The organism is Frigoribacterium sp. VKM Ac-2530, assembly GCF_015350835.1.
Lineage (GTDB): Bacteria > Actinomycetota > Actinomycetes > Actinomycetales > Microbacteriaceae > Frigoribacterium.
In genome coordinates, this window is record NZ_JADKSE010000001.1 from 1,518,897 (window position 1) to 1,542,367 (window position 23,471).

The 23,471-nt window shown below is 73.6% G+C and carries 22 protein-coding genes; 6 read left to right on the forward strand and 16 right to left on the reverse strand.

What is annotated here, in order from left to right; genetic code table 11:
• Nucleotides 1–6 precede the first annotated feature (6 nt).
• From ITJ48_RS07250 to ITJ48_RS07270, 5 genes are all read right to left on the reverse strand, one after another.
• On the reverse strand, nucleotides 7–999 hold the full coding sequence (locus ITJ48_RS07250) for a carbohydrate ABC transporter permease (protein WP_370544823.1): 993 nt from the start codon (nucleotides 997–999) through the stop codon (nucleotides 7–9).
• On the reverse strand, nucleotides 996–1,958 hold the full coding sequence (locus ITJ48_RS07255; protein WP_194612969.1) for a carbohydrate ABC transporter permease: 963 nt from the start codon (nucleotides 1,956–1,958) through the stop codon (nucleotides 996–998). Before ITJ48_RS07255 ends, ITJ48_RS07250 begins: the two co-directional genes overlap by 4 nt.
• 10 nt (nucleotides 1,959–1,968) lie before the next feature.
• Nucleotides 1,969–3,288, reverse strand: a complete 1,320-nt coding sequence (locus tag ITJ48_RS07260; RefSeq protein ID WP_194612970.1) for a sugar ABC transporter substrate-binding protein — start codon at nucleotides 3,286–3,288, stop codon at nucleotides 1,969–1,971.
• Between the two features lie 20 nt (nucleotides 3,289–3,308).
• A complete protein-coding gene (locus tag ITJ48_RS07265) occupies nucleotides 3,309–4,631 on the reverse strand; it encodes a Gfo/Idh/MocA family protein (RefSeq protein WP_194612971.1) in 1,323 nt (440 codons plus the stop codon).
• A 248-nt stretch (nucleotides 4,632–4,879) separates the two neighbouring features.
• Nucleotides 4,880–5,671, reverse strand: a complete 792-nt coding sequence (locus tag ITJ48_RS07270; protein WP_194612972.1) for a DeoR/GlpR family DNA-binding transcription regulator — start codon at nucleotides 5,669–5,671, stop codon at nucleotides 4,880–4,882.
• A 140-nt stretch (nucleotides 5,672–5,811) separates the two neighbouring features.
• Here ITJ48_RS07270 and ITJ48_RS07275 point away from each other — a divergent pair, with 140 nt between their 5' ends.
• Together ITJ48_RS07275 and nagA are read left to right on the forward strand one after the other, a co-directional pair.
• On the forward strand, nucleotides 5,812–6,768 hold the full coding sequence (locus ITJ48_RS07275; RefSeq protein ID WP_194612973.1) for an ROK family protein: 957 nt from the start codon (nucleotides 5,812–5,814) through the stop codon (nucleotides 6,766–6,768).
• Nucleotides 6,765–7,907: an N-acetylglucosamine-6-phosphate deacetylase gene (gene nagA, locus ITJ48_RS07280; protein ID WP_194612974.1), complete on the forward strand. Its 1,143-nt coding sequence runs from the start codon at nucleotides 6,765–6,767 to the stop codon at nucleotides 7,905–7,907. The genes ITJ48_RS07275 and nagA overlap by 4 nt, the downstream gene beginning before the upstream one ends.
• A gap of 13 nt (nucleotides 7,908–7,920) precedes the next feature.
• Here nagA and ITJ48_RS07285 read toward each other — a convergent pair whose 3' ends face one another.
• Genes ITJ48_RS07285 through ITJ48_RS07325 form a run of 9 tightly spaced genes read right to left on the reverse strand, consistent with a single transcriptional unit; the run spans nucleotide 7,921 to nucleotide 17,744 of the window.
• Nucleotides 7,921–9,423, reverse strand: a complete 1,503-nt coding sequence (locus tag ITJ48_RS07285; RefSeq protein ID WP_194612975.1) for a glycoside hydrolase family 36 protein — start codon at nucleotides 9,421–9,423, stop codon at nucleotides 7,921–7,923.
• A 40-nt stretch (nucleotides 9,424–9,463) separates the two neighbouring features.
• Nucleotides 9,464–10,393: a PfkB family carbohydrate kinase gene (locus ITJ48_RS07290; RefSeq protein ID WP_194612976.1), complete on the reverse strand. Its 930-nt coding sequence runs from the start codon at nucleotides 10,391–10,393 to the stop codon at nucleotides 9,464–9,466.
• Complete coding sequence (locus ITJ48_RS07295) at nucleotides 10,390–11,370, reverse strand: carbohydrate kinase family protein (RefSeq protein ID WP_194612977.1); 981 nt, start codon at nucleotides 11,368–11,370, stop codon at nucleotides 10,390–10,392. The genes ITJ48_RS07290 and ITJ48_RS07295 overlap by 4 nt, the downstream gene beginning before the upstream one ends.
• Nucleotides 11,367–12,272 carry a carbohydrate ABC transporter permease gene (locus ITJ48_RS07300; protein WP_194612978.1) on the reverse strand — a complete coding sequence of 302 codons (906 nt, stop codon included), beginning with the start codon at nucleotides 12,270–12,272 and terminating at the stop codon, nucleotides 11,367–11,369. Before ITJ48_RS07300 ends, ITJ48_RS07295 begins: the two co-directional genes overlap by 4 nt.
• Nucleotides 12,269–13,237 (reverse strand): carbohydrate ABC transporter permease, encoded by a 969-nt coding sequence (locus tag ITJ48_RS07305; protein WP_194612979.1) that lies wholly within the window; start codon nucleotides 13,235–13,237, stop codon nucleotides 12,269–12,271. Before ITJ48_RS07305 ends, ITJ48_RS07300 begins: the two co-directional genes overlap by 4 nt.
• Nucleotides 13,234–14,613: an ABC transporter substrate-binding protein gene (locus ITJ48_RS07310; RefSeq protein ID WP_194612980.1), complete on the reverse strand. Its 1,380-nt coding sequence runs from the start codon at nucleotides 14,611–14,613 to the stop codon at nucleotides 13,234–13,236. The genes ITJ48_RS07305 and ITJ48_RS07310 overlap by 4 nt, the downstream gene beginning before the upstream one ends.
• A gap of 43 nt (nucleotides 14,614–14,656) precedes the next feature.
• Nucleotides 14,657–15,535: an SIS domain-containing protein gene (locus tag ITJ48_RS07315; protein WP_194612981.1), complete on the reverse strand. Its 879-nt coding sequence runs from the start codon at nucleotides 15,533–15,535 to the stop codon at nucleotides 14,657–14,659.
• Nucleotides 15,536–15,555: 20 nt separating this feature from the next.
• A complete protein-coding gene (locus ITJ48_RS07320; protein WP_194612982.1) occupies nucleotides 15,556–16,431 on the reverse strand; it encodes a class II fructose-bisphosphate aldolase in 876 nt (291 codons plus the stop codon).
• Nucleotides 16,428–17,744, reverse strand: a complete 1,317-nt coding sequence (locus ITJ48_RS07325; protein ID WP_194612983.1) for an alpha-glucosidase/alpha-galactosidase — start codon at nucleotides 17,742–17,744, stop codon at nucleotides 16,428–16,430. Before ITJ48_RS07325 ends, ITJ48_RS07320 begins: the two co-directional genes overlap by 4 nt.
• Before the next feature lie 156 nt (nucleotides 17,745–17,900).
• Between ITJ48_RS07325 and ITJ48_RS07330 the strand changes: the two genes are divergently transcribed.
• The 4 genes from ITJ48_RS07330 to ITJ48_RS07345 all read left to right on the forward strand — a co-directional run bounded on the left by ITJ48_RS07330 (nucleotide 17,901) and on the right by ITJ48_RS07345 (nucleotide 21,573).
• Complete coding sequence (locus tag ITJ48_RS07330) at nucleotides 17,901–18,890, forward strand: SDR family NAD(P)-dependent oxidoreductase (protein ID WP_194612984.1); 990 nt, start codon at nucleotides 17,901–17,903, stop codon at nucleotides 18,888–18,890.
• Nucleotides 18,887–19,729 (forward strand): SDR family oxidoreductase, encoded by an 843-nt coding sequence (locus tag ITJ48_RS07335; protein ID WP_194612985.1) that lies wholly within the window; start codon nucleotides 18,887–18,889, stop codon nucleotides 19,727–19,729. The genes ITJ48_RS07330 and ITJ48_RS07335 overlap by 4 nt, the downstream gene beginning before the upstream one ends.
• Nucleotides 19,730–19,813: 84 nt before the next feature.
• On the forward strand, nucleotides 19,814–20,785 hold the full coding sequence (locus ITJ48_RS07340) for a helix-turn-helix domain-containing protein (protein WP_194612986.1): 972 nt from the start codon (nucleotides 19,814–19,816) through the stop codon (nucleotides 20,783–20,785).
• Between the two features lie 356 nt (nucleotides 20,786–21,141).
• On the forward strand, nucleotides 21,142–21,573 hold the full coding sequence (locus ITJ48_RS07345; RefSeq protein ID WP_194612987.1) for a BLUF domain-containing protein: 432 nt from the start codon (nucleotides 21,142–21,144) through the stop codon (nucleotides 21,571–21,573).
• 122 nt (nucleotides 21,574–21,695) lie between these two features.
• Here the strand turns inward: ITJ48_RS07345 and ITJ48_RS07350 are convergent, their stop codons facing one another.
• Nucleotides 21,696–21,893 carry a hypothetical protein gene (locus ITJ48_RS07350; protein WP_123546943.1) on the reverse strand — a complete coding sequence of 66 codons (198 nt, stop codon included), beginning with the start codon at nucleotides 21,891–21,893 and terminating at the stop codon, nucleotides 21,696–21,698.
• Nucleotides 21,894–22,146: 253 nt separating this feature from the next.
• Nucleotides 22,147–23,235, reverse strand: coding sequence for a helix-turn-helix domain-containing protein (locus tag ITJ48_RS07355; RefSeq protein ID WP_194612988.1), 1,089 nt, complete (start codon nucleotides 23,233–23,235; stop codon nucleotides 22,147–22,149).
• Nucleotides 23,236–23,471: the final 236 nt, after the last annotated feature.

The following is a 23,471-nucleotide window of genomic DNA, read 5'->3' on the forward strand; positions in this document are numbered from 1 at the left end:
CGGCAGTCACTTGAGGCCGCTGTGCGCCAGCCCGTCGATGACCCGACGCTGCAGCACGATGAACGCGATGAGCACCGGTGCCATGGCGAGCAGGCTCGCCGCCATGACCACGGGGTAGTCGGTGGTCTTGTCGCCGATCAGGGTCGCGAGGCCCGCCGAGAGGGGCATGCGGTCCGAATAGGTCGAGACGACGAGCGGCCAGAGCAGCTCGTTCCACGACCAGAGCACGGTGGTGATGGCGAGCACGCTGATCGACGGCACCGCGAGCGGCAGCATGACGCGGCTGAAGACCTGGAACGGGTTGGCCCCGTCGAGGCGGGCCGCCTCCTCGAGCTCGGCGGGCAGCGCTAGGAACGCCGTGCGCATGAGGAACGTGCCGAAGGCGCTGAAGAGCCCCGGGGCGACGATGCCGGCGATCGTGTCGAGCCAGCCGAGGTTCTGCACGATCTGGTACTGCGAGATGAGGTAGACCTGCGACGGCACCATCAGGATCGACAGGATCACGGCGAGCAGGACGCCGCTCCCCCGGAACCGCATCCGCGCGAAGGCGTAGCCGGCGAGGGTGCACAGGACGATCTGGGCGACGGTCCGCACGAGGGTCACGACGACGCTCGTCCGCAGCTGGTCGAGGAACGGCAGCCGCTCGAACACGGCGACGTAGTTCTGCCACTGCAGCTCGGCCGGCCAGAGGTTCGGCGTGACGCTCTGCACCTCGGCGTTCGTCGACAGCGACATGATGATCTGCCACAGGAACGGGAAGGCCATGAGGAACCCGCCGACGCCGAGCACCAGGTGGGGCACGACGTGGGAGCGCCCCCGGCGACCGGGACGACCCGAGGAGGCGCGGCGTGCGCGGGCGGGACCGCCGGAGCGGGGCGCCCCCTCGCGCCGCGCCTCCTGCGGGGTCGCCGCGTCGACGAGCGCCGCCGGCGTCGTGGACAGGGTCTGGGGATCGCTGAGCACGGCCGCGGAGCGGACCTGTGCGGCTCGGTCGGTCACGACTGCACCCACTTCTTCTGGAGACGGAACTGGAGGAGGGTGACGAGGCCGATCAGCACGAAGATGAACATGGCGATCGCGGCCGCGTAGCCCTTGTCGTTCGCGATGAAGCCCTGCTGGTAGAAGAAGTAGACGAGCGAGAGGCTCTTCGGCAGCACCGGGTTCTGGCTGCCCAGGATCGCGAACTGCAGGTCGAAGAGCTGGAAGCTCGAGATGATCGTGATGATCAGCACGAAGAAGATGCTCGGCGTCAGCAGCGGCACGGTGACCGAGCGGAACTGGCGCCACGAGGTGGCACCGTCGAGCTCCGCGGCCTCGTAGAGCTCGGGCGGCACCGACTTGAGCCCGGCGCCGAGGATGATCATCGCGAAGCCGAGCGACGACCAGAGCCCCACGAGGGCGACGGCGACGTTCGCGGCGCCGGGGGTCGAGATCCAGTACGGCCCCTCGATCCCGACGCGGCCGAGCAGGTAGTTCAGCACCCCGAAGTCGCCGTTGAAGATGATGCGCCAGACCATGGCGATAGCGGTGGGCATGGCGACGTACGGCAGGAAGAACAGCACGCGGTAGAACGAGGCGAACCGGAGCCCGGGGGTGTTGAGCAGGCTCGCCAGCCACACCGCGAGGGGGACGCCGAGCAGGACGATCCCCGTGTAGACCAGCGTGTTGCCGAGTGCCGTCCACAGCTGGGGGTCGACCACCAGCCGCGCGTAGTTCGCGAGCCCGGTGAACGTCGAGCCGCCGAAGACGCCCCAGGTGGTGAACGAGTAGTAGGCCGTCTGCAGCACGGGCCAGACGAAGAAGACGGCGATGCCGGCCGCGAGCGGCGACACGAACAGCCACGGCCAGGCGCCGTCCCGCTGCAGCACACGGCGACGGGGTGCCGGGGACCGGTCCGCGGGCGGGGTCGCGGCGGGGACCGCCGGCGGCCTCGTGGGGGTGATCGTGTCGTCGCTCATCGGCGGTGCCTCATTCCTTCTCGAGCAGCGCGGTCATCCGCTCGCCGAGCGACGAGGCGACCTCGGCGACGGGCTCGTCGCCGCTGAACGCGCCCGGCAGGTCGGCGTTCTCGAGGGCGTTCCACGCCGCGGCGTTCTTCGACACGGGCAGCGGGACGGCGTAGTCGACGGCGTCGAGGAACACCTGCAGGTCACGGTCGGGGGCGCTGTCGACGAATCCCTGCTGCGTGCCGGTGAAGGCGGGGATCACGGCGCCGAGGTCGCCCTGCTGCTGCTGCGCCTCCTCGCTCGCGAGGTAGACCTGCAGCGCCTGAGCCGCCTGCTTGTTCTCGCTGCTCGCCGCGACGACGTTCGAGACGCCGTGGATGACCGTCGCCTGCTCCTCGCCGGCGGGCAGGGGCAGCACGTCCGTCGTCGCCGACACGGGAGAGTCGGACACGGCGGCGTTCAGCCAGCTGCCGCCCCAGTACATGGCGAGCTTGCCCGAGGTGAACCACTGGTCGGCGGGCGTGTCGGTGAGCTGCTGGATGCTGGGCGAGCCGCCGGACGCGATGAGGTCGGTCCAGAACTGCAGGCCCTCCTCCGCCTCCGGGGTGCCGTAGCCCGACGCGGTGCCGTCGTCGGCGACGACCTCGCCGCCGGCCTGGAAGATGGTGTCGTAGTAGGTGGTCTGGCCGTCCATGCCGCCGGCCCCGCCGTAGGCGCCCTCGGACGCCAGCGCCTCCGAGATCGTCGCGGCGGTCTCCTGGAAGTCGTCCCAGGTCCAGTCCGCCTCGGGCAGCGGCACGCCGGCCTGCTCGAACAGCGCCTCGTTGACCCAGACGCCGATCGTGTCCATGTCCTTCGGGACGCCGTACTGCACGTCGTCGAGCGAGTAGAGGTCGACGAGCGCCTCGGGGTAGTCACCGGTGTCGATGTCGCCCGCCTCGACCGCGCCGGTGACCGGCTCGATCTTGCCGTTGCTCGCGTACAGCTGGAAGTTGGGCCCGTTCAGCCAGAACAGGTCGGGCAGGCTGTCGCTCGACGCCTGCGTCTGCAGCTTCGTGAAGTAGTCGGCGTAGGGCGTCACGTTGACGCTCACGTCGATGTCGGGGTAGAGCTCGGCGAAGCCCTCGAGGTTGGCGTCGATGGCCGCGACCTGCGCCTGGTCCCAGACGCCGTAGGTGATCGAGGCCGAGAGGTCGCTCGGGGCGGCCTCGTAGTCGGCGGCTGGGGCGGGGCCGCCGGCCGAGCTGCAGCCGGCGGCCACGAGGGCGACGCCGACCGCGGCCGAGACCACGGAGAGACCGCGACGGACGCCACGGCGGGGAGCGGAGGAGGGTCGAGACATCGTGCTGTCCTTTCGGTCCGTCACGGGGCGACGGGGTCGGGCGAGGAGGAGCCGGCGGAGGCGGTCGGGGTGGGCTGGGCGGTCGGGGTGGGCTGGGCGATGGACGAGGAGGCGTCGGTCACGGGGGCAGCGCTCGTGGCGGCGCTGAGCCGGGCGAAGTGGGCGAGCACCGCATCGGGCAGCGGCGGCACGTCGCGCGGGGTGGAGCCGTCGCGCAGGGACTCCGCGGCGAGGGCGCCGGCGGCGACGGCCGCGCGGGCCGCGACGGGCGAGAGGGTCGGCAGCACGCCCCGGGCGACGAAGGCCAGGAACTCCGTGACCGCGGCGACGTCCGCATCGGCGTGGCCCGCCTCCACGCCGTCGATCGGGTACTCGACGTCGCCGGCCACCTGCCAGTCGTGCCGCCGGTTCCAGACCTTGACGACGCCTCCCCCGGTGTCTCCGACGTTCTCGAGCCGGCCCTCGGTCCCGACGACCGTGTAGTTGCGCCAGTAGTCGGGCGTGAAGTGGCACTGCTGGTAGCTGGCCACCACCCCGTTGTCGAGCGTCATCATCATCATCGAGACGTCCTCGACGTCGACGACCGGGTTCAGGCCGGTCGCCGACGCCGGGGGCCAGTTGTCGAACGAGAACCAGTCGCCGACCGTCTCGCCGGGGCGCTCACGACGGTCGTCGACGTCGCCGTAGACCATGAGGTCGCCCATGCCCACGACGCGCTGCGTGAAGGCGCCGGCGAGCAGGTGCACGACGTCGATGTCGTGGCTCGCCTTCTGGAGCAGCAGCGTGCCGGTCTGCGAGCGGTCGGCGTGCCAGTCCTTGAAGTAGTAGTCGCCGCCGTTGCCCACGAAGTGGCGCACCCAGATGGTCTTGACCTCGCCGATCTCGCCGCGGGCGATCACGTCGTGCATCAGCCGCACGACGGCGGCGTGCCGGAAGTTGTGGCCGACGTACAGCGGTGTGCCGGTCTCGGCGGCGACGGCGAGGATGGCGTCGGCGTCGGCGACCGTCGTCGCGAGCGGCTTCTCGAGGTAGACCGCGATCCCGGCACGGAGGAGGTCGATCGCGATCGCCGCGTGCGTCGAGTCCGGCGTCGTGACGATCGCGGCGTCGACGCGGCCGACGAGGTCGTGGTGGGAGGCCACGACGGCGACGCCGGGGAACTCGACGGCGGCCCGGTCACGGCCCTCGGGGGTGGTGTCCGCGGCGACCACGAGGTCGGCAGCCTCGCCGGACGCCGCGACGTGGTGGGCGATGTAAGCGCGCTGCCCGACGCCGACGACGCCCACCCGGAGGCGCGCGGCGGCAGTCGCGGTCGGCGCGTCCGTCGGGGTGGGACTGGTCATCGTGCCATCGCTCCTTTGCGTGAACATGACTCGAATGTAGCCGAATCGATCATGAAGCGACAGTAAATCGCGTGATCGATCAGCGATAGGGCCTGATGGGAGGTTTTACGCACACGAAACACGCCCGACTCGGTCGGCACGGAGCCACGCCGACGGCGGCCTCCGGGACGGCCGGGGCAGGGCGGCGGTCGGGTCGGCGGTCGGGGGGCGCCGCTCGAGGTCGACGGTCGGGGCGACGGGTGAGGGCGTCAGACGGTGGCGACGACGACCTCGACGCCGGCGGCCTCGAGGTCGCGGCGCAGCTCGGCGTCGACGGCGACGTCGGTCACGAGCACGTCGACCGCGGCGAGGGGGGCGATCCGCGCGAACGTCGAGCGGCCCAGCTTCGTGCTGTCGGCCACGACGACGACCTTCTTCGCGACGGAGGCGAACTGGCGGCTCACGTCGGCCTCGCCCTCGTGCACGGTGGTCGCGCCGAAGCGGGCCGTCAGGCCGTCGACGCCGAGCACGGCGACGTCGAGCGCCATCTCGGCCAGCGACGTCGTGACCATCGGCCCGACGAGCTCGTACGACTGCCGCCGGGAGACTCCGCCCGTGACGACGATCTTGACGTGCGGCCGGACGGACAGCTCGTAGGCGATGTTGAGCGCGTTGGTCACGATGGTGACGCCGTCCTCGCCCTCGCCGCGGACGAACCGCTCGCTCCGGCCGAGCTCGCGGGCCACCTCGCTCGTCGTGGTCCCGCCGTTCACGCCGACGGTGTCGCTCACCTGGATCAGCGCCGCGGTCGCCCGGGCGATGGCGACCTTCGCCTCGGCCTGCCGCGCGATCTTGTACTGCAGCGGCAGCTCGTACCCGCTGCCCAGGGCGGCCGCGCCGCCGTGCGTGCGGGTGACGAGGCGCTGGCCGGCGAGGGTCGAGAGGTCGCGTCGGGCGGTCGCGGCCGAGATGCCGAGGGCTTCGCCGATCTCGGCGATGGAGACGTTGCCCCGCTCGCTGACGAGCTCGAGGAGGGCGTTGAGGCGCTGCTGCTGTGTCACGGTCTCTCCTCGACGAAGCCAGGTGATCGAGGTTCCGATCTTATCGATCGTCCGGCAGGATGAGCGGATGTGAGCGATCGAGCGTGATTCGATCACGCCGCCGCTCACCTGGCGGCCAGTCCACCACGAAAGGGACCTCCATGACCACTCCTCTCCGAGACTCCCCCGTGCGCCCCGCCCCGGCGCCCCGCCTCCTCGGCGTCGACGTCGGCGGCACGACCGTGAAGGCCCGCCTCGTCGAGGCCGGACCGGACGGCCGGGCCCTCTGGGAACGACGCGTCCCGACCCCGCGCGGCGACGCGGACGGCCGACGCACGGTGGCCGCGGTCGTCGGGCTCGTCGACGCCGCTCGCGAGCAGGGCCGGCTCGACGCCGTCGGCCTCGTGGTCCCCGGCATCGTGGACGACGAGGCCGGCACGGCGGTCGCGTCGGTGAACCTGGGGTGGCGGGACGTGCCCCTCCGCGCGCTGCTGGAGCGCGCCTCCTCGGTGCCCGTCGGGTTCGGACAGGACGTGCGCGCCGGTGCCCTCGCCGAGGCCGCCACCGGCGCCGGTGCCGGGTCGACGGGCGGCCTCGCCTTCGTCCCGGTGGGCACGGGGCTCGCCTCGGCCTTCGTCGAGCGCGGCGAGTCCCTGGTCTCGGGCGGCTGGGCCGGCGAGATCGGCCAGGTCGTGCTGACCTCGGGTCCGCTCGCGGGACTGCGGGTCGAGGACGTCGCCTCGGCGGGCGGCCTCGCCCGCCGCGTCGGCGCGGAGAACGCCCTGGCCGTCGTCGAGCTCGTCCGGGCCGGCGACCCGGAGGCGACGACGGCCTGGCACGACCTGGTCGCCGTGCTCGCCGACTGCCTCACCTGGATCACCGCCGTCGCCGCGCCCGCCACGCTCGTCGTCGGGGGCGGGCTCGCCGGTGCCGGCGCGCTCCTCTTCGACCCTCTCGGCGAGGCCCTCGACGAACGCCTCGCGCACTCGCGTCGCCCCGCGCTCGTGCCCGCGGTGCACGGCGACGGTGCCGCGATGGTGGGCGCGGCGCTGCTGGCCGAGCGGGCGCTGCTGGCCGACCGGATCCCCGTCGGGACGACCGCAGGAGGCGCGGCGTGACCGCGCAGGTCGTCCTGGCCGATCGTGTCGTCACGGCCGAGGGCGACGTCGGCCCCGGCTGGCTTGCCGTGCGCGACGGGCTCGTGGTCGACGCCGGCCCCGGCGACCCCTCGAGGGACCGGGCCGAGCTCGCCGGGCTGCCGCGGGAGCGCGTCGCCGGCACGGTCGTGCCCGGCTTCGTCGACCAGCACGTGCACGGCGCCCTCGGCGTCGACTTCGGCACGGCCGACGAGGCCGGGGCCCGTCGCGCAGCCGCGCACCACCACCGTGCGGGCTCCGCCCGGCTCGTCGGGTCGGTCGCCACCGCCTCGACGCCGTCGCTGGCGCGGGCCCTCGGGGTGCTCTCGCCGCTCGTCGGCGAGGGCGTGCTCGACGGCGTCCACCTCGAGGGCCCGTGGCTCTCCGCCACCCGTCGCGGCGCCCACGACGCGGGGCTGCTGCGGAGCCCGGAGCCCGCCGAGGTCGAGGCGCTGCTCGAGGCCGCGGCCGGTGTCCTGCGCATGGTGACGATCGCCCCCGAGCTGCCGGGGGCGGTCGACGCGATCCGCCGCCTCGTGGCGGCCGACGTCGTGGTCGCCCTCGGCCACTCCGACTGCACCGCCGAGCAGGCGCACGCCGCCGCGGACGCCGGCGCCACGGTCGTCACCCACGTCTTCAACGGCATGCGGCCGCTGCACCACCGCGAGCCGGGCCTGGCCGGGGCCGCGCTGACCGACGACCGCCTCGCCGTGGAGCTGATCCTCGACGGCCAGCACGTCTCCCGCGACGCCGCCGAGATCGCGCGCCGCGCCTCCTCGGGGCGCCTGGTGCTCGTGTCGGACGCGATGGCCGCGACCGGCTGGTCCGACGGCCGCTACGCGATCGCCGGCTCCGAGGTGGTCGTCGCCGACGGCGTCGCGATGCTCGCCGACGGCTCGTCGCTCGCCGGCAGCACCGGGACCGTGGGCGAGGGCGTCGCCCGCCTGGTCGGCGAGCACGGCGTCTCCCTGCAGGAGGCGGTGCGCGCGTCGTCCGCGACCGCCGCGGAGTCCCTGGGGCTCGTCGGCGCGGGGCTGGCCCCCGGCGACCGGGCCGACCTCGTCGTCCTCGACGACCGGGGCCGGACCGGGCGCGTCATGCGCGGGGGCCGCTGGCTCTGAGCCGCCGGCTGCCTCAGCCGGCGACGGCTGTCGGGTCGGGCACGTGCCCGCCCGTGGCGACGGTCGACAGGTCGACCTCCCGGCCGTCGACGACGAACCGGTGGCGGCCCACCTGCTCGACCGTCGGGCGCTCGGACAGCCACGCCGTCAGCTGTCGACGCTCGGCCTCGCCGAGCCAGGCCATCGGGTCGGACGTCGAGCGGAACTCGAGCACCGCTGCGGTGTCGCGCAGCAGCTCGCGCTCGGCCTCGCCGAGCAGGCTGCGGGTGCTGCGGAAGTAGACCGAGTCGGGGTCGACCTCGTACAGGCCCTTCATCCAGGCCCGGTTCACCGACTGGACGATCGAGTTCAGCGCGCCGGCGCCCGACGGGTCGCGGGGACGCTCGGCGTTGTCCCACACCGCAGCCGTGTCCGGGCCGACGCGGGCTCCGTCGAGGACGCCCACCGACGGCACCATGGGCACGCCGCAGCCGAGCAGGTACGTGTCGTCGCCCACGACGTCGCGGATGTGCTGCAGCGCGTCACGGTAGGCGACCTCCCGGTGCACGTCGACCCTGCGTCGACCCGTGATCGCGCCCGCGTACATGAAGTCGAGCTTGAGGTAGCTGAAGCCCCACCCGGTGACCCGCTCGAAGACCTCCCGGAGGTGGTCGCGCACCTCCTGCTGCGTCGTGTCGAGGGCGAAGTAGTGCGACTCCCAGTTGTGGCCCGCGACGAGCGGCCGCCCGTCGTCGCCCTGCACCATCAGGTCGGGGCGCGTGCGCGCGATCTCCGAGCCGGGCAGGGCGATGAGCGGCGCCAGCCAGAGACCGGGTCGGAAGCCGCGGGCCGCGATGCCCTCGGCCGTCGCCTGCATGCCCGACGGGAAGTCGGGCCCGGCCGTCCAGTCGCCGACGATCGGCTCCCAGCCGTCGTCGATCTGGAACACGTCGACGGGCTGCCCCTCGAGGTCGCCGACCGTGCGGGCGATCAGCTGCTCGTCGATCGACTCGAAGAACGAGTACCAGCTGCTCCACACGGTCCCGGCGCGGCGGGTGCGGTGGCCGAGCCGGTCCGAGAGCAGCCGCGCGTAGTCCGCGAACACCTCGAGCTCGGGGCCGAAGGCGACGAACCACTCGGCGAGGTCCTGCTCGGCGCGACCCCAGAGCACGTCGCGGTCGGCGCCGACGCGCGGGGTGCCGAGGCCGAGGCTGCCGATCAGCAGCACACGGCCGTCGGGGCCGGCGACGGCGCCCACGGCGCTGCCGGAGTGGGCGTGGGGCGTCTCGACCGCGGCGTCGTCGGCGGTGAGCAGGCGCTCGGGGCTGTCCTTGATGCCGATCGTCTCGCCGTCCGTCAGCGCCCAGCCGCTGGGGCTCCACGAGTTCCAGCCGTGCCGGTAGAACTCGGTGTCGCCGAACGGGTGCAGCACCGCGAGCGGCCCGGGCGGGACGATCCACCCGGTGTCGGTGCGCCTGGGCTCGGCGGGGACGTTGGCGGCGAAGGTCGTGTCGTCGAAGTCGAAGGTGTACTGCATCGGGGTCTCTCTGTCGGCGGTCGTGGATCAGGAAGGGTGGTCAGGCGGGCTCGACCCGGACGAGGTCGGCGACCTGGCGCGCGCGGGCGGGGTCGAGCACGGCGGCTCCCGGCACCTCGGCGTTCGCGGCGCCGGCGCCGGTGGCCGCGGCGAGCGCCTGCTCGAGCGGCCGGCCCTCGTCGAGGGCGGCGACGAGCGCGCCCAGGAACGAGTCGCCGCTGCCCACGGGGTGCGTCCCCGCGGTGGTGGGCAGGGCCACGCGCCAGCGACCATGGTCGTCGGCGCCGAGGCAGCCGGCGGCCCCGTCGGTGACGACGACCGTGCCGTGCGTGCGCGCCCGGAGCCCGTCGACCAGCGTCGCGAGCTCGGCGTCGGCCGGCTGGTCGAGAGCGGCGCACGCCTCCTCGCGGTTGACCTTGAGCAGGTCGACGCCCGTCCCCGCGTCGAGCAGCCGGCGCAGCGGCTCGCCGTGCGTGTCGAGCGCGAGACGGGCCGAGGAGGTGCGGGCCAGGTCGACGAGACGCGTCAGGAGGTCCCCCCGACCGCCCGGCGGCATGCTGCCCGACGCCGAGAGCCACGCGCCGGGCACGAGGGCGGACTCCAGCTCGCCGAGCACGGCGTCGACGACGGCCTCCGACACGGGCACGGCGTGCTCGTAGACCTCGGTCAGGTCGCCGGTCGCCGTCGACGCGACCGAGACGCAGACCCGGGTCTCGGCGTCGTCGGGCACGGGGACCGCCAGGACGCCGTCGGCGCGCAGGAGCTCGGCCACGAGGTCGCCGACGCGGCCGCCGAGGACGGGCACGGCCCGGACCTCGGCGCCGAGCGCGGACGCGGCCCTGGCCATGTTCAGCGCCTTGCCGCCGGCGACGCGACGCACGAGAGACGGCCGGTGCGGCCGCCCGAGCACGAGGTCGTCGACGACGTACGCGGTGTCGAGCGCGGGGCTGAAGGCCGCCACGACGATCACGCGGGCACCCGCCCGAGGTCGTCGACCGTCGCCTGGGCCCCGGTGCCCCCCGCGGCGCGCGTGGAGAGCGAGCCCGCGGTCGTGGCCCAGCGCAGCCGCTCGACCTCGTCGGCCGCGCCCGAGGTCCACGCCGCGAGGTAGCCGGCGTCGAAGCTGTCGCCGGCGCCCGTGGTGTCGACGACGTCGAGGACGAGCCCCGGGTGGCGCACGACGGGCTCCCCCGCCCGGAGCGACCAGCCGCCGTCGCGTCCTGCCTTGACGACCACGGCCGGCCCGAGGGCGGCGACCGCGCTCGCCGCCGCGAGGTCCCGGGCAGCGTCGTCCCCCGACGAGCCCGACCACCCCGACGGGGCCTCGAGCACGGCCCCCACCGCGCGCAGCTCCTCCTGGTTGGGCAGGAACAGGTCGACGTGCGGCAGGGCCTCGCGCAGTCCCTCCCACCGGCCGGCCGGGTCCCAGTTCGTGTCGAGGCTGACCGTCGTGCCCTCTGCACGCAGCTCGGCGAACAGGGCGGGCAGCTCGGCCGCGAGGCCCGGCAGCAGGAACCACGACGCGACGTGCACGTGGCCGAAGGGCCGGCCGGCGCGACGGCCGGCCTCGAGGACCGCCCGGACGTCGGCCGTGCCCACCTCGGTCATCGCGCCGGTGTCCGTGAGGATCGAGCGGTCGTGCGGCGCCGAGAGGATCACCGAGAGCCCGGTCGCCCGGCCCCCGACGACCCGGACGCCCGAGGTGTCGACACCGCCCGCCCGGAGGCGCTCGACGGTGACCCGTCCGAAGTCGTCGTCGCCGACGCAGGCCACCAGCGTCGTGTCGACCGCGAGGCGGGCGAGGCCGTGGGCGACGATCCCGGCCGAGCTGCCGAGCACGAGGCGGCTCGAGTCGAGCAGCTGCTCCTCCTGCCCGAACCGCGGCACGACGTCGCCGGCGAGCACGAGGTCGAGGTTGGCGTCGCCGACGACGAGGACGCGGGTCATCCCTTCAGCCCCGACGAGGTCATCGTGGCGACGAACTGCTTCTGGGCCACGAGGAAGAACGCGATGAGCGGCAGGGTCGCGACGACGTTGCCCGCCATCAGCAGGCTCCAGTCGGTGCGCCGGTTGCCCTGGAAGTTCGTGAGGCCGAGCTGCAGGGTGAACGCCTGGTCGTCGTTGATCGCGATGAGGGGCCAGACGAGGTCGTTCCACGAGCCGAGCAGCGTGAAGATCGCCAGCGTGGCCAGGGCCGGACGGGCCAGCGGCAGCACGATCCGGAAGAAGACCTGCACCCGGGTGCAGCCGTCGATCATGCCGGCCTCCTCGAGCTCGGCGGGCAGCGAGAGGAAGAACTGCCGCATGAGGAAGATGCCGAAGGCCGAGGCGAGCCACGGCACGATCGCTGCCCCGAGGGTGTCGATCAGGCCCACCCGGGCGAAGAGCACGTAGGTGGGGATCATGAGCAGCTGGGTCGGGATCATGATCGTGGCGAGCACGGCGAGGAACCCGATGTCGCGCCCCGGGAACCTCAGCCGCGCGAACCCGTAGCCCGCCAGCGAGCAGAGCACGAGGTGCGACGCGATGGCGACGGCCGACACGACGACCGTGTTGGCGAGCCAGTGCAGGATGTCCGACTCGGCGAAGAGCCGCTCGTAGCCCGCCGTCGTCAGCGACGACGGGAAGAACGCGCGCGGGAACGTGTTGATCTCGTCCGCGGGCGTGACCGAGGTGAGGAACATCTCGACGAACGGCACGAGGAACACGACGGCGACGGGCAGCAGCAGGAGGTGCCAGGCGCTGAAGGGGAGCCCTCGCCGCCTCCTGGTCGGGGCGGCGGGCGGCGAGGTCACCGACTCGGCGGTGTCCAGGGGTCGGCGCGGCAGCACCGGGGCGTCGACGCTCATCGGGTCTCCAGTTCTCGGGCGGCGGCACGGCGCTGCTGCAGCGTGACGATCACGGTGGCGATCAGGGTGACGAAGAACAGGCCGTAGGCGACGGCCGAGCCGTAGCCGAAGTCGAGCTCGCGGAACGCCGTCTGCCACAGGTAGTAGACGATCGTCTCGGTCGCGTTCAGGGGCCCTCCGCGCGTCGTCGTGTAGACGAGGTCGAAGAGCTGGACCGCCTGCAGCGTCATGTAGATCGCGACGAAGGTCGTGACCGGCCGCAGCTGCGGCCAGACCACGGCCCAGAAGACCTGCCACGGCCCGGCACCGTCGATCCGCGCGGCCTCGACGACGTCGCCGGGGACGTCCTGCAGCGCCGCGAGGTAGATGACGGTCGTGAAGGCGGCCTGGCCCCAGAGCGACATGAGCGCGATCACGACCATGGCCTGGCTCGGGTCCTCGAGCCAGCCCTGCTGGGGCAGGTGCAGCACCCGCATCACGTTGTTCATCAGCCCGAACTGCGGGTTGAAGAGGTACGTGGTGAGGATGCCGGTCGCGGCCGCGGAGGCGACGAACGGCACGAAGATCGCCGTGCGGTACAGGCCGACGAACCGGATGCGGCGGTTGAGCGCCACGGCCAGGAACAGGCCGACCAGCACGACCGAGGGCACGAACAGGGCCGTGTAGAGCACCGTGTGCACCACCGCTGCGCCGAGGTCGGCGTCGCCGACGAGCTCGACGTAGTTGTCGCCGCCCACGAACTCGGGCGCGCTGAAGCCGTCCCACTCCTGGAGCGACAGCAGCAGGGCCCAGAGCGCGGGGAAGATCGAGAGCCCGAGCACGATGACGAGGGCAGGGGCGACGAAGCCCCAGCCGCCGAGGCGGGAGCCGAGCCGATGACCCGACCGGGCCGGTGCCGGCGACGGGTCCGCGCCTCCTCGTGCCTCGACGGGGGACGGCCTCGGGGGCGTCGCGGTCGCGCTCACCGGTCGCCCAGGGCCTCGTCGGACTCGTCCGCGGCCCTGCGCAGCGCGTCGGCCGGGTCGCCCTCGCCCTGCAGCACCTCGGACACCGCCTGGCCGACCGCGGTCGACACGTCGACGTAGCCCGGCACCGTCGGACGGGCGTGCACGGCGTTCTCGGCGTTGGCCTGCATCACCTCGAGCCCGGGCAGCTCGGCGGCCTTGGCCTGGAACTCGGGGCTGTCGGCCTCGCTCGAGCGCAGCGGCAGGTTGCCGTACTCGACGTTGAAGCGCAGGTCCTGCTCGGCGGAGGTCAACCACTCGGCGAACTCGTACGACCAGTAGGCGCGGTTCGCGTCCTGGTGGTCGAAGAGGGCCCACACGTCGGGGCCGGAGACCGTCTGGTGGTCGCCGTCGGTTCCCGGCAGCTCGACGACGCCGTACTTCGTGCCGGCGATCTTCAGGTCGTTCAGCTGCCACGGCCCCGAGGTGATCATGCCGACCTTGTCGCTCGCGAACAGGGGCCCGAACTTCGTGTCGGTCTGGTCGAGGTAGACGCTCTCGTCGTCGACCGCCATGTCGCGCAGCAGGGTGAGGGCGTCGACGCCGGCCTCGCTGTCGAAGGCCGCCTCGGTGCCGTCCTCGCTGAGGATCTCGCCGCCGTTCTGCCACAGGTGAGGCCACAGCTGCCAGGTGGTCTCCTCGCTGCCCGACACCGAGTAGGCGTAGCCGTAGGTGTTCGAGGCAGGGTCGGTCAGCTGGTCGGCCGCGGCTCGGAAGTCGTCCCAGGTCCAGTCGGAGGTCGGGTAGGCGACGCCCGCCTCGTCGAACACCGTCTCGTTGTAGAGCAGGCTGATGTTGTCCACGACCGCCGGGAACCCGATGGTGCGGTCGCCGGTCGGCTGCACGGTCTTCCGTGCCGCCTCCGGGAACTCCTCCCAGGCCACGTCGGGCTCGGCGACCTGGTCGCTGATGTCGAGGGTGCGCTGCGACTTCTCGAGCTGGCTCGCCCACGAGCCGAACGCGTACGAGATGTCCGGGTAGGTGCCCCCGGCGAACGACGCCGACAGCTTCTGCAGCAGCTGCTCGGTCGACGAGGCGCCCGGAGACAGCTTCAGCGTGACGTTCGGGTGCTCCTCCATGAACTCCTGGGCGAGGTCGTCGAGCAGCTGGCCCGCCGCGTCGTCCTGGCCCGTCCACATCGTGATCTCGACGTCGGCGGACTCGTCGAGGGTCGATGACCCCGCGGAGGCGCAGCCCGAGAGGGCGCCGGCCGCGGTGACGAGGGCCGCGCCGAGCGCGAGGCCGCGCCGCAGGCCGGTGCCGGGTCGGCCCCGGAGGCGGCGCGGGCGGCCGGCGGCCGTGCTGCGGACGGTGGGCGGGTTCGAGAGGAAGGACATCGTCGTGCTCCGTTCGGGTGGTGGTGGAGGAGGTGGGGCGTCGTCAGCCGAGGATGACCGAGCGGGTCAGGTGCCGAGGCGTGTCGGGGTTCAGCCCGCGGCTCTCGGCCAGCGCGACGGCGAGGCGCTGGGCCTCGGCGAGCTGCACGAGGGGGTCGCGGTCGTCGACGACCACGGTCGCGCCGACGGCCTCGATGTCGGCGACGAGCTGCGGCTCGACCGGTCCCATCACCCAGACGAGCGAGCGCTCGCCCGCGACCGCGATCGGTCCGTGGCGGTAGTCGAGCAGGGGGTACGACTCCGACCAGGCCTGCGCGGCCTCGCGGACCTTGAGGGCCGCCTCCTGCGCCAGGCCGTGGGTCCAGCCGCTGCCGAGGTAGACGAAGTGGTCGTACCGCGTCACGTCGTGCGCGAAGGGCAGGGCGAGGGAGGCGCGCCCCTGCTCGACGAGGCCGCTCACGTCGTACCCGTAGACGGTGCGCGCGGCGGCGAGCAGGGTCGTCGGGAAGCGGGTCTGCACGACGCTCTGCTCGTCGGCCCAGTCGAGCACGAGGGTGTCCGACACGAGGTCGTCGACCGGCTTGCCGCCGACGGCCACGATCGCCACCTTCGTCGTCTCCGGGTCGGCGGCCTGCAGCGCGTCGAGGATCTCGGTGGTGGTGCCCGAGCGGGTGATCGCGACGATGCGGTCGTACCGGCGGCCGGGGCGCCACTCGCTGGCGTAGGCGGCGTCGGTCTCGCCGAGGCCGGCCCGCTCGCGCAGGGAGGCCAGCGACTCGGCGACGAACGCGGACGTGCCGCAGCCGAGGAACAGGACGCGCTCGCCCGGCAGCCCGAAGAAGGTGCTGGCGGCGGGCGCCTCGGCGATCGCCCTGGCCCAGGTGTCCGGCTGGCTCAGGATCTCGGTGGTGGTGAGGCTCATGGTGGTCCTTTCGAGGTGGCTCACCGACCGCGGACGGCGGCGGAGGCGGTGGTCGGGGAGATGACGGAGCAGAAGGAGGCGACGGCGTCGGCCAGCGCGTCGCGGCCGGGCCGGCCGTAGCGGCGCGGATCGGTCAGGCGGGAGTCGTCGGCGAGCGCCGTGCGGACGGCGGACGTCCACGCGACGTTGAGCGCCGTCCCGACGTTGATCTTGCGGATGCCGGCGTCGACCGCGTCGCGGATCAGGCCGTCGGGCACGCCCGACGAGCCGTGCAGCACGAGCGGCACCGGGACGGCCTCGGCGAGGCGGCGGACGAGGTCGAGGTCGAGCGACGCGGTGCGGTCGGCCATCGCGTGGGAGGAGCCGACCGCGACGGCGAGCCCGTCGACGCCCGTCGCGGCGACGAACGACGCGGCCTCGGCGGGGTCGGTGCGCACGCCGGGCGCGTGCGCGCCGTCCTTGCCCCCGATCGCGCCCAGCTCCGCCTCGACCCAGAGCCCGGCAGCACGGGCGCGACGGGCGGCGTCGGCCGTCACGGCGACGTTGTCGGCGTAGTCGAGGGTCGACGCGTCGACCATCAGCGAGCCGATCCCGGCGGCGGTGCCGAGCGCGATGGTCTCGTCCACCAGGGCGGCGTCCTCGACGTGGTCGAGGTGGATCGACACCCCGACGGCCGCGCCGGCCGCGAGCTCGCGGCAGGCCGCGACCAGGGGGCGGAGCCCCCCGTGGTAGCGGACGGCGTTCTCGCTCAGCTGCAGCAGCACGTCGGTGCCCGCGCGCTCGGCGCCGAGCACGATGCCCTCGGCGTGCTCGAGGCCGATCACGTTGAAGCTCGGCACGGCGCTGCCGCGCTCGACGGCCGCCGCGACGAGCTCGGCCGTGGCGACGGCGGTCACAGCGCGCTCGCGGGGAGCCGCTCGCGCAGCGGCTCGGGCAGGAGGTCGCCGTGCGCCTCGACGAGCTCGTCGCAGAGCTGCCAGATCTGCTCCGGGGTCAGGGTCGAGCTGGCGTTCGGGTCGACGAGCACGGCCTGGCGCAGGAGGCGGGGGTCGCCGGTGCGCATCGCCTCGACCGTGAGCTCGGCGACCGACACGTAGGGGCGGTTGACCGCGGCGCACTGCACGGGGAGGGCGCCCATCGGCACGGGACGGATGCCGTCGGGGCCCACGAGCGTGGGCACCTCGACGACGGCGCCCTGGGGCAGGTTGTCGATGAGGCCCGCGTTCGGGACGTTCGCGTGGATCTCGCGCGGGGTGCCCGTCACGAGCGAGTGGATCACCTGGGGGGCGTACTCGGCGGCGCCTCCCTCGACCGGCAGGTCCGCCCCGGTGCGGAGCGCCTCCTGTGCGCGGTGGTACTCGGCGACGTTCTCGTCGCTGATGCCGAGGTACTCGAGGGGCTGCAGCCGGAACCGGTCGACCTGCTCGGGCGAGCGGAGGAACCACGAGAGGTACTCGGACGAGTGCTCGCTCGTCTCGGTCGGGTAGAAGCCGACCCGGCGGAACATCTCGACCCTGACCCGGCGCTGCAGCTCGGGGTCCGCGGCGATCTTCTCCTCGAGCAGCGGGTAGAGGTCGCGGCCCTCGTGGGTCCACTCGAGCAGCCAGCTCTGGTGGTTGACCCCGGCCGCACGGTGAAGGGTCTCGTCGACGGGGACGCCGACCAGCTCGGCGAGGTCGTGGGCCGTCCAGTACACGCTGTGGCAGAGCCCGAGCGCCCGCACGTCGGGGGCGACGACGGAGGCCCACCAGATGTTCATCGCCATCGGGTTCGTGTAGTTCAGCAGGACGGCGTCGGGGCAGAGCTCGCGCATGTCGGCCGCGAGGGCCGAGAGGAAGGGGAACGTGCGGAGGGCACGGAAGACGCCCCCGACTCCGGTGGTGTCGCCGATGGTCTGGAGCAGGCCGTGCCGGGCGGAGATCTCGAGGTCGCGTCGCGTGGCCTCGACCCCGCCGATCTGGACCATGTCGATGACGAAGTCCGCCCCGGCGAGCGCCGTGCGCCGGTCGAGGTGGGTCGACACCGTGAGCGGCCGCCCGAACCGCTCGGCCAGCTGGAGGGCCGTGCCCTCGGCGACGTCGAGACGCTGCCGGTCGATGTCGTGCAGGGCCACCTCGACGGGGCCGAGGTCGTCGAAGCCGAGCAGGTCGGCGATCAGCTGGCGGGTGAAGACGACGCTGCCGGCACCCATGAACGCGATTCGTGTCATGCGCCGATCATGATCGATCGTGCGCGGATGTGCAACTAAATGATCATTAAGCTGCCTAATCGCTCACGACCGACTGCGCGTGCGTGTCGGCGAAGCGAGGAGGCGACGGTGTCGGCGGCCCGGCGTAGGGTCGCGGCATCGAGCGAGAGGGACGACGTGACGACACGCGACATCAGCACCTTCGGGGCGACGACGACGGCGGCCGAGACCGTGGAGGGCGTCGACCTGGGCGGGCGGACGGCCCTCGTGACGGGCGCCTCCTCGGGGATCGGGGTCGAGACGGCCCGCGCCCTGGCCGGGGCCGGCGCCCGGGTGACGCTGGCCGTGCGCGACCTGGCCGCGGGGCGTGCGGTGGCCGACGACATCGCGCGCTCGACCGGGGGGCCGGCGCCCGACGTCGTCGAGCTGCACCTCGACCGGCCCGCCTCGGTCGAGGGCGTCGCGGCCGCGTGGACCGGGCCGCTCGACATCCTGATCGCCAACGCCGGCGTCATGGACTCGCCTGAGACCTACACGACCGCGGGGTGGGAGCTGCAGTTCGCGACGAACCACCTCGGCCACTTCGCGCTCGCGCTCGGCCTGCACGGCGCCCTCGCCGCGGCCGGCGGCGCCCGCGTCGTCTCCGTCTCGTCGAGCGGCAACGGCGGGTCGCCCGTCGTGTTCGACGACCTGTTCTTCCGGCGTCGGCGCTACGAGCCGGGGCTCGCCTACGCCCAGTCGAAGACGGCCAACGCCCTCTTCGCCGTCGGGGCGAGCGCGCGCTGGGCCGACGACGGCATCGTCGCGAACTCGTGCATGCCCGGCGGCATCTGGACGGGCCTGCAGAAGCACTGGGACCCGGACGTGCTCGCCGCCACCAAGGTCGCGGCGGCCGACGCGGTCAAGACGCCCGAGCAGGGCGCGGCCACCTCCGTGCTGCTCGCCACCGCGCCCGAGCTGGCGGAGGTGCGGGGCCGCTACTTCGAGGACTGCCACGAGGCCGAGGTGGTCGACGAGATCGTCGACGGGCTGCACGGCGTCCGCGCCTGGGCGCTCGACCCTGCCCAGGCCGACCGCCTGTGGGACGTCTCGCTCGCCCTCGTCGACGCGGAGGCGCGCTCGCGCGCCTCAGGCACGCCCGCACCGCACGAAGGAGCATCGTCATGACCGACAGCCACGTCTGGCTCGTCACGGGAGCGAGCCGCGGGCTCGGCACCGACATCGTCCGCTCGGCCCTCGCCGCCGGCCACTCGGTGGTCGCGACCGGCCGCGACGTCGCGGCGGTCGAGTCGGCGGTGGGAGCCCACGACCGCCTCCTCGTCGTCGCCCTCGACGTCACCGACCCGGCCGCGGCCGACCGCGCGGTGGCCCAGGCCGTCGACCGGTTCGGACGCGTCGACGTGCTCGTCAACAACGCCGGGAACTTCTTCGCCGGGTACTTCGAGACGCTGAGCGCCGACCAGTTCCGCTCGCAGATGGAGACGAACTTCTTCGGCCCGCTCGCCGTGACCCGCGCCGTGCTGCCGGTGATGCGCGAGCAGCGCTCCGGCCAGGTGATCACCGTCACGTCGACCGCCGGCTTCGTCGGCGCCGAGTTCACCTCGGCCTACGCCGCGTCGAAGTTCGCGCTCGAGGGCTGGTCCGACTCGCTGGCCGCCGAGGTCGCCCGCTTCGGCATCTCGGTCATGGCCGTCGAGCCCGGCTTCTTCCGCACCGAGCTGCTCGTCGAGGGCTCGTCGACCACCTGGCCCGAGCTGCACGTCGACGACTACGCCGAGGGCACGGCCCGGACGATCGAGAGCTGGAAGGGCATGAACGGCACGCAGGGAGGCGACCCCGCGAAGCTGGCAGAGGCCGTCGTCGCGCTGTCGGACGGCCCCGAGCTGCCTGCCCGCTTCGTCGCCGGGGCCGACGCGATGCGCGCGGTCGAGGCCAAGCAGGCGACGGTGCAACGGCAGATCGACGCGCTGCGCGAGGTGTCAGGGGCGCTCTCGCACGACGACTGATCGGCCCTCAGGTCGGCTGTCGGCGGCGTGTGGCACGATCTAGCTCTTCCTGCCCGGACCCTTGCAGAGACGAGACGAAGCCTGATGTCGGACGAGTCCGCACGCCTCGACGTGCCGGCGTACAGCCGTGCCGTCGAGCAGGGCACCGACCTGCACGAGGTGCTGCGCAGCCGCGCCGACCACCACGGCGGGCGCCGCTTCGACGCACGCCCCTCCAGCGCGCCGTTCTCGTACCGCTACGTCACGGCGGGCGACGAGCGGGTCAGCCTGCAGACGTCGCACTTCAGCGGGCACATGGAGGGCGAGATCCCGTTCCCCGACACCCACTTCGTCATGTGGTTCCGCAGCGGGTCGGCGACGGTGCGTCGCGGGTCGGAGGCGTACCGCACCGAGGGGTCCACGCCGTTCCTCATCCCCGCCGAGGACTCGTTCGAGTTCGAGTTCCGGCCGCGTCAGAGCCACCTGGTCCGGCTCGGCACCGAGTTCCTCGAGCAGACCGCGACCGAGCTGCACGGCGGGCCGGCCCAGCGCGTCGCCTTCGACACGTCGAGCGTGCCCGGCACGGAGGCGATCTCCGACTGGCGGACGACGATGGCGGGGGCGACCGAGGCCGTCGTCGGCGAAGTCGTCCCTCCCCTGCTCCGGCTCGAGGCGCAGCTGAGCACGGCGCGGGCCGTGCTCCGCACCTGGCGCTGGCAGGTCGTCGACGTCCCCCGTTCGCTCCGCACGCCCGGCACAGTCCGCGTGCGGCACGCCCTCGAGTACCTGCATGCGCACGCGGCCGAGGCGATCAGCCCCTCCGACGTCGCGGCCGCCGTCGGCCTGCACACCCGCAGCCTGCAGCTCGCGATGAGCGAGCACCTCGGCACGACGCCGTCCGCGTACCTGCGGCAGGTCCGACTCGACCGCGTGCGGGCCGACCTGCTCGCCGCGTCGCCGCACGAGACGACCGTCGCCGCCGTCGCCCGCCGCTGGGGCTTCGGCAACCTCGGCCGCTTCTCGGCCAGCTACGCCGACCACGTCGGCGAGTACCCCCGCGACACGCTCGCGCGCTGACCGGGCGGCGGCGAGGACGCGCCGACACCCCTCGAACCCGCGCACACCCTCGCGCGCGCCGAGGGGTGCGCGCGGGTTCAGCGGGTGCAGCGCTGCGGACGAACCTCGAGGCGAGCGCCCCTGAGCACCAGCCACCTTGCGTCCCCGCAGGCCTGCGTCGACACCCGCCGAACCCGCGCACACCCTCGCGCGCGCCGAGGGGTGCGCGCGGGTCCCGAGGGTGCGGGCGGGTGCCGCAGACCGGGCGGGTCCCGAGGGCGCGGGCGCGGGCGGCGACGCGGCGCAGCCCCCGCTCTGGGGCGTGACGGCGCGCGGCTGAGCAGGCAAGCTCGAGTGACCCCCCTCGGAAGGCCCCCATGCTCTCGATCGTCTACACCAGTGCCGCCCGCACGCCCTTCGACGACGGCGACCTCGCCACCCTGCTCATGAACAGCCGCGCGAACAACCGCCGGCTGGGGCTCTCGGGGTTCCTCATGCACAAGCAGGGGCGCTTCGTCCAGGTGCTCGAGGGTCCCGACGACGCCGTGCAGGCCCGCTACGACCTGATCGCCGCCGATCCGAGGCACACCGATCTGGCCGTGCTGCTGAGCGAGCCGATCGAGGAGCGCCGCTTCGCGGACTGGTCGATGGGCTACCGGCCGGCCACCGACGAGCTCGTTGAGGCGATCCCGGGCTACGCCGACGTCAGCGGCGCGGCACTCGACGAGTCGCGCCGCCGGGCCGATCTCGAACCGTCGGTCCGGGCGCTGCTCGACTGGTTCCGCGCGCCGGTTCCCGCGGGGACCTGACACCCCCCGCTGCAGGACCGCACCGCGTTCCGTACACTGCACCGCGTCTAGACCCGGTGCGGTGTACGAAAGGCGGTGCAGTGCGGCGCGGTACGAGCGAGCGCGGCGCGGCTCAGCCCGGGCTAGACGTCCGACTGCGCGTCGTGCTGGGCGGCGCGCTCGCGGACGTCGCCCTCCCGGCTGCCAGTCCCGCCTCCGTCGCGGTGGTCGGCGTCGGCCTGCTCGGACAGGCCGTCCGTCTTCTCCTCGGCCGTCGCCTCCTCGGCACCGTCCATCATCGGGCTGGTCATGGTCTCGTCGGACTTGTCGTCGGTGCTCATGTCGCGGACCGTACGCCCGGCCCCCGCGAGAGCACCCCGAGCTCGCTGTGAACCCCCCGCCCGCAGGAGGCGTGGGCCGGGCACCGCAGGAGGTGTGGGTCGAACGCCGCAGGAGGCGCGGCCGACTCAGCGCCTCGGGCGCCCAGGACGCCCAGCAGCGCGCTCAGCGCGCTCAGCGCGGTCAGCGCGGTCAGCCCGCTCAGCCCGCTCAGCGCGCTCAGCGCGCTCAGCGCGCTCAGCGCGCTCAGCGCGCTCAGCGCGCGAGCGTGTCGCGCGGGTACTCCCCGAACCGCGCGGAGTACGACGCCGAGAAGCGGCCGAGGTTGCCGAATCCCCACCTGCGGGCGACGTCGGACACGAGCACCGAGCCGGGCTCGGACGAGAGCAGGTCCTGTCGGGCCCGGTCGAGGCGCACGTGCCGCACGTAGTTGGTCGGGCTCGAGCCGAGGTGCTCGCTCATCAGCAGCTGCAGGGTGCGGGTGTGCATGCCCGCCGCGGTCGCGATGTCGGCGGACGTGATGGCCTGGTCGGCGTAGGCGTGCACGTACTCCGCGGCCTGGCGGAGGCGTCGGGTGCGCTCGGTCCGGAGGGCGTCGGGCACGTCGATCGCGCGCCAGGGGAACAGGTCGAGCATGCCCCGGACGAGCGCCTGCTGGGCGGCGTGGCGGGCCAGCGCGGGCGTCTCCTCGCCGACGATCAGCGGGGTGACCTCGCCGAGGGTCGTCCGCCACGCGGCGAGCGCCTCGTCGGTCGGCACGGCGGCGTAGTCGAAGACGATCCGCTGCGGCGGCCCCGCGTGGCGCTCGCTGGCGACCGCCTCGAGGAACGCCGCGTCGACGTGGACGATCCCGTGTCGGTGCGGCGTCATCGAGAAGGCGAACGAGGTCTCGCTCGGCGTGAGGAACGGCCGCGAGCCCTCGCTCGTCAGCTGGCCGACGGGGTAGTCGACGGTCACCGAGCCCGAGCGGAACCACGACATCACGTAGTCGCGCGACCAGGGGATGACGCCCTGGAGGTGCGCGGTGAAGGTGCCGGTCTGCAGGCTGAGGCGCGAGTCGCCCGCGGAGGCGAAGCGCGAGACGAACGGCTCCCCCGCGAGGCGTGCCCGGAACTGGCGGCCGTCGAGCACGCTCTCGAGGCTGCTGCGCGCCTCCTCGAGGTCGTCTGTCGCGAACTGGACCTTCTCGAAGCGCGGCTCGGCGTCGGGCTCGACGGCGTCGGAGTCGTCCGCGTGCCCGGGGAGACGGGTCTCCAGGTCGCTGGCGTCGGCGGTGCCGGTCGCGGCGCTGGTGCTGGCGGTGCCGGTCGTCCCGGTGGATCCGACGGTGTCGGTGCTGGTCATGAGTGGTTCTCCTGGTCCGTTCCCGGCCGGCGCTCGTCGCTGGTGAGGCGGGCCCGCCTCTGTCAGGACGTGCCGGCGAGCCGGTTCGTCACAGACGCGCGGGCACGGAGGTGCAGGCACGGATGTCGCGGGTCCATCCTCTCGCACCGACGACCCCGCGTCACCACCCCCGAGCACGGGCCCGATCGGCCGCACCCGCCGACGCCCCATCCGTGTCCCGTCTCGTCCCGTGCGTC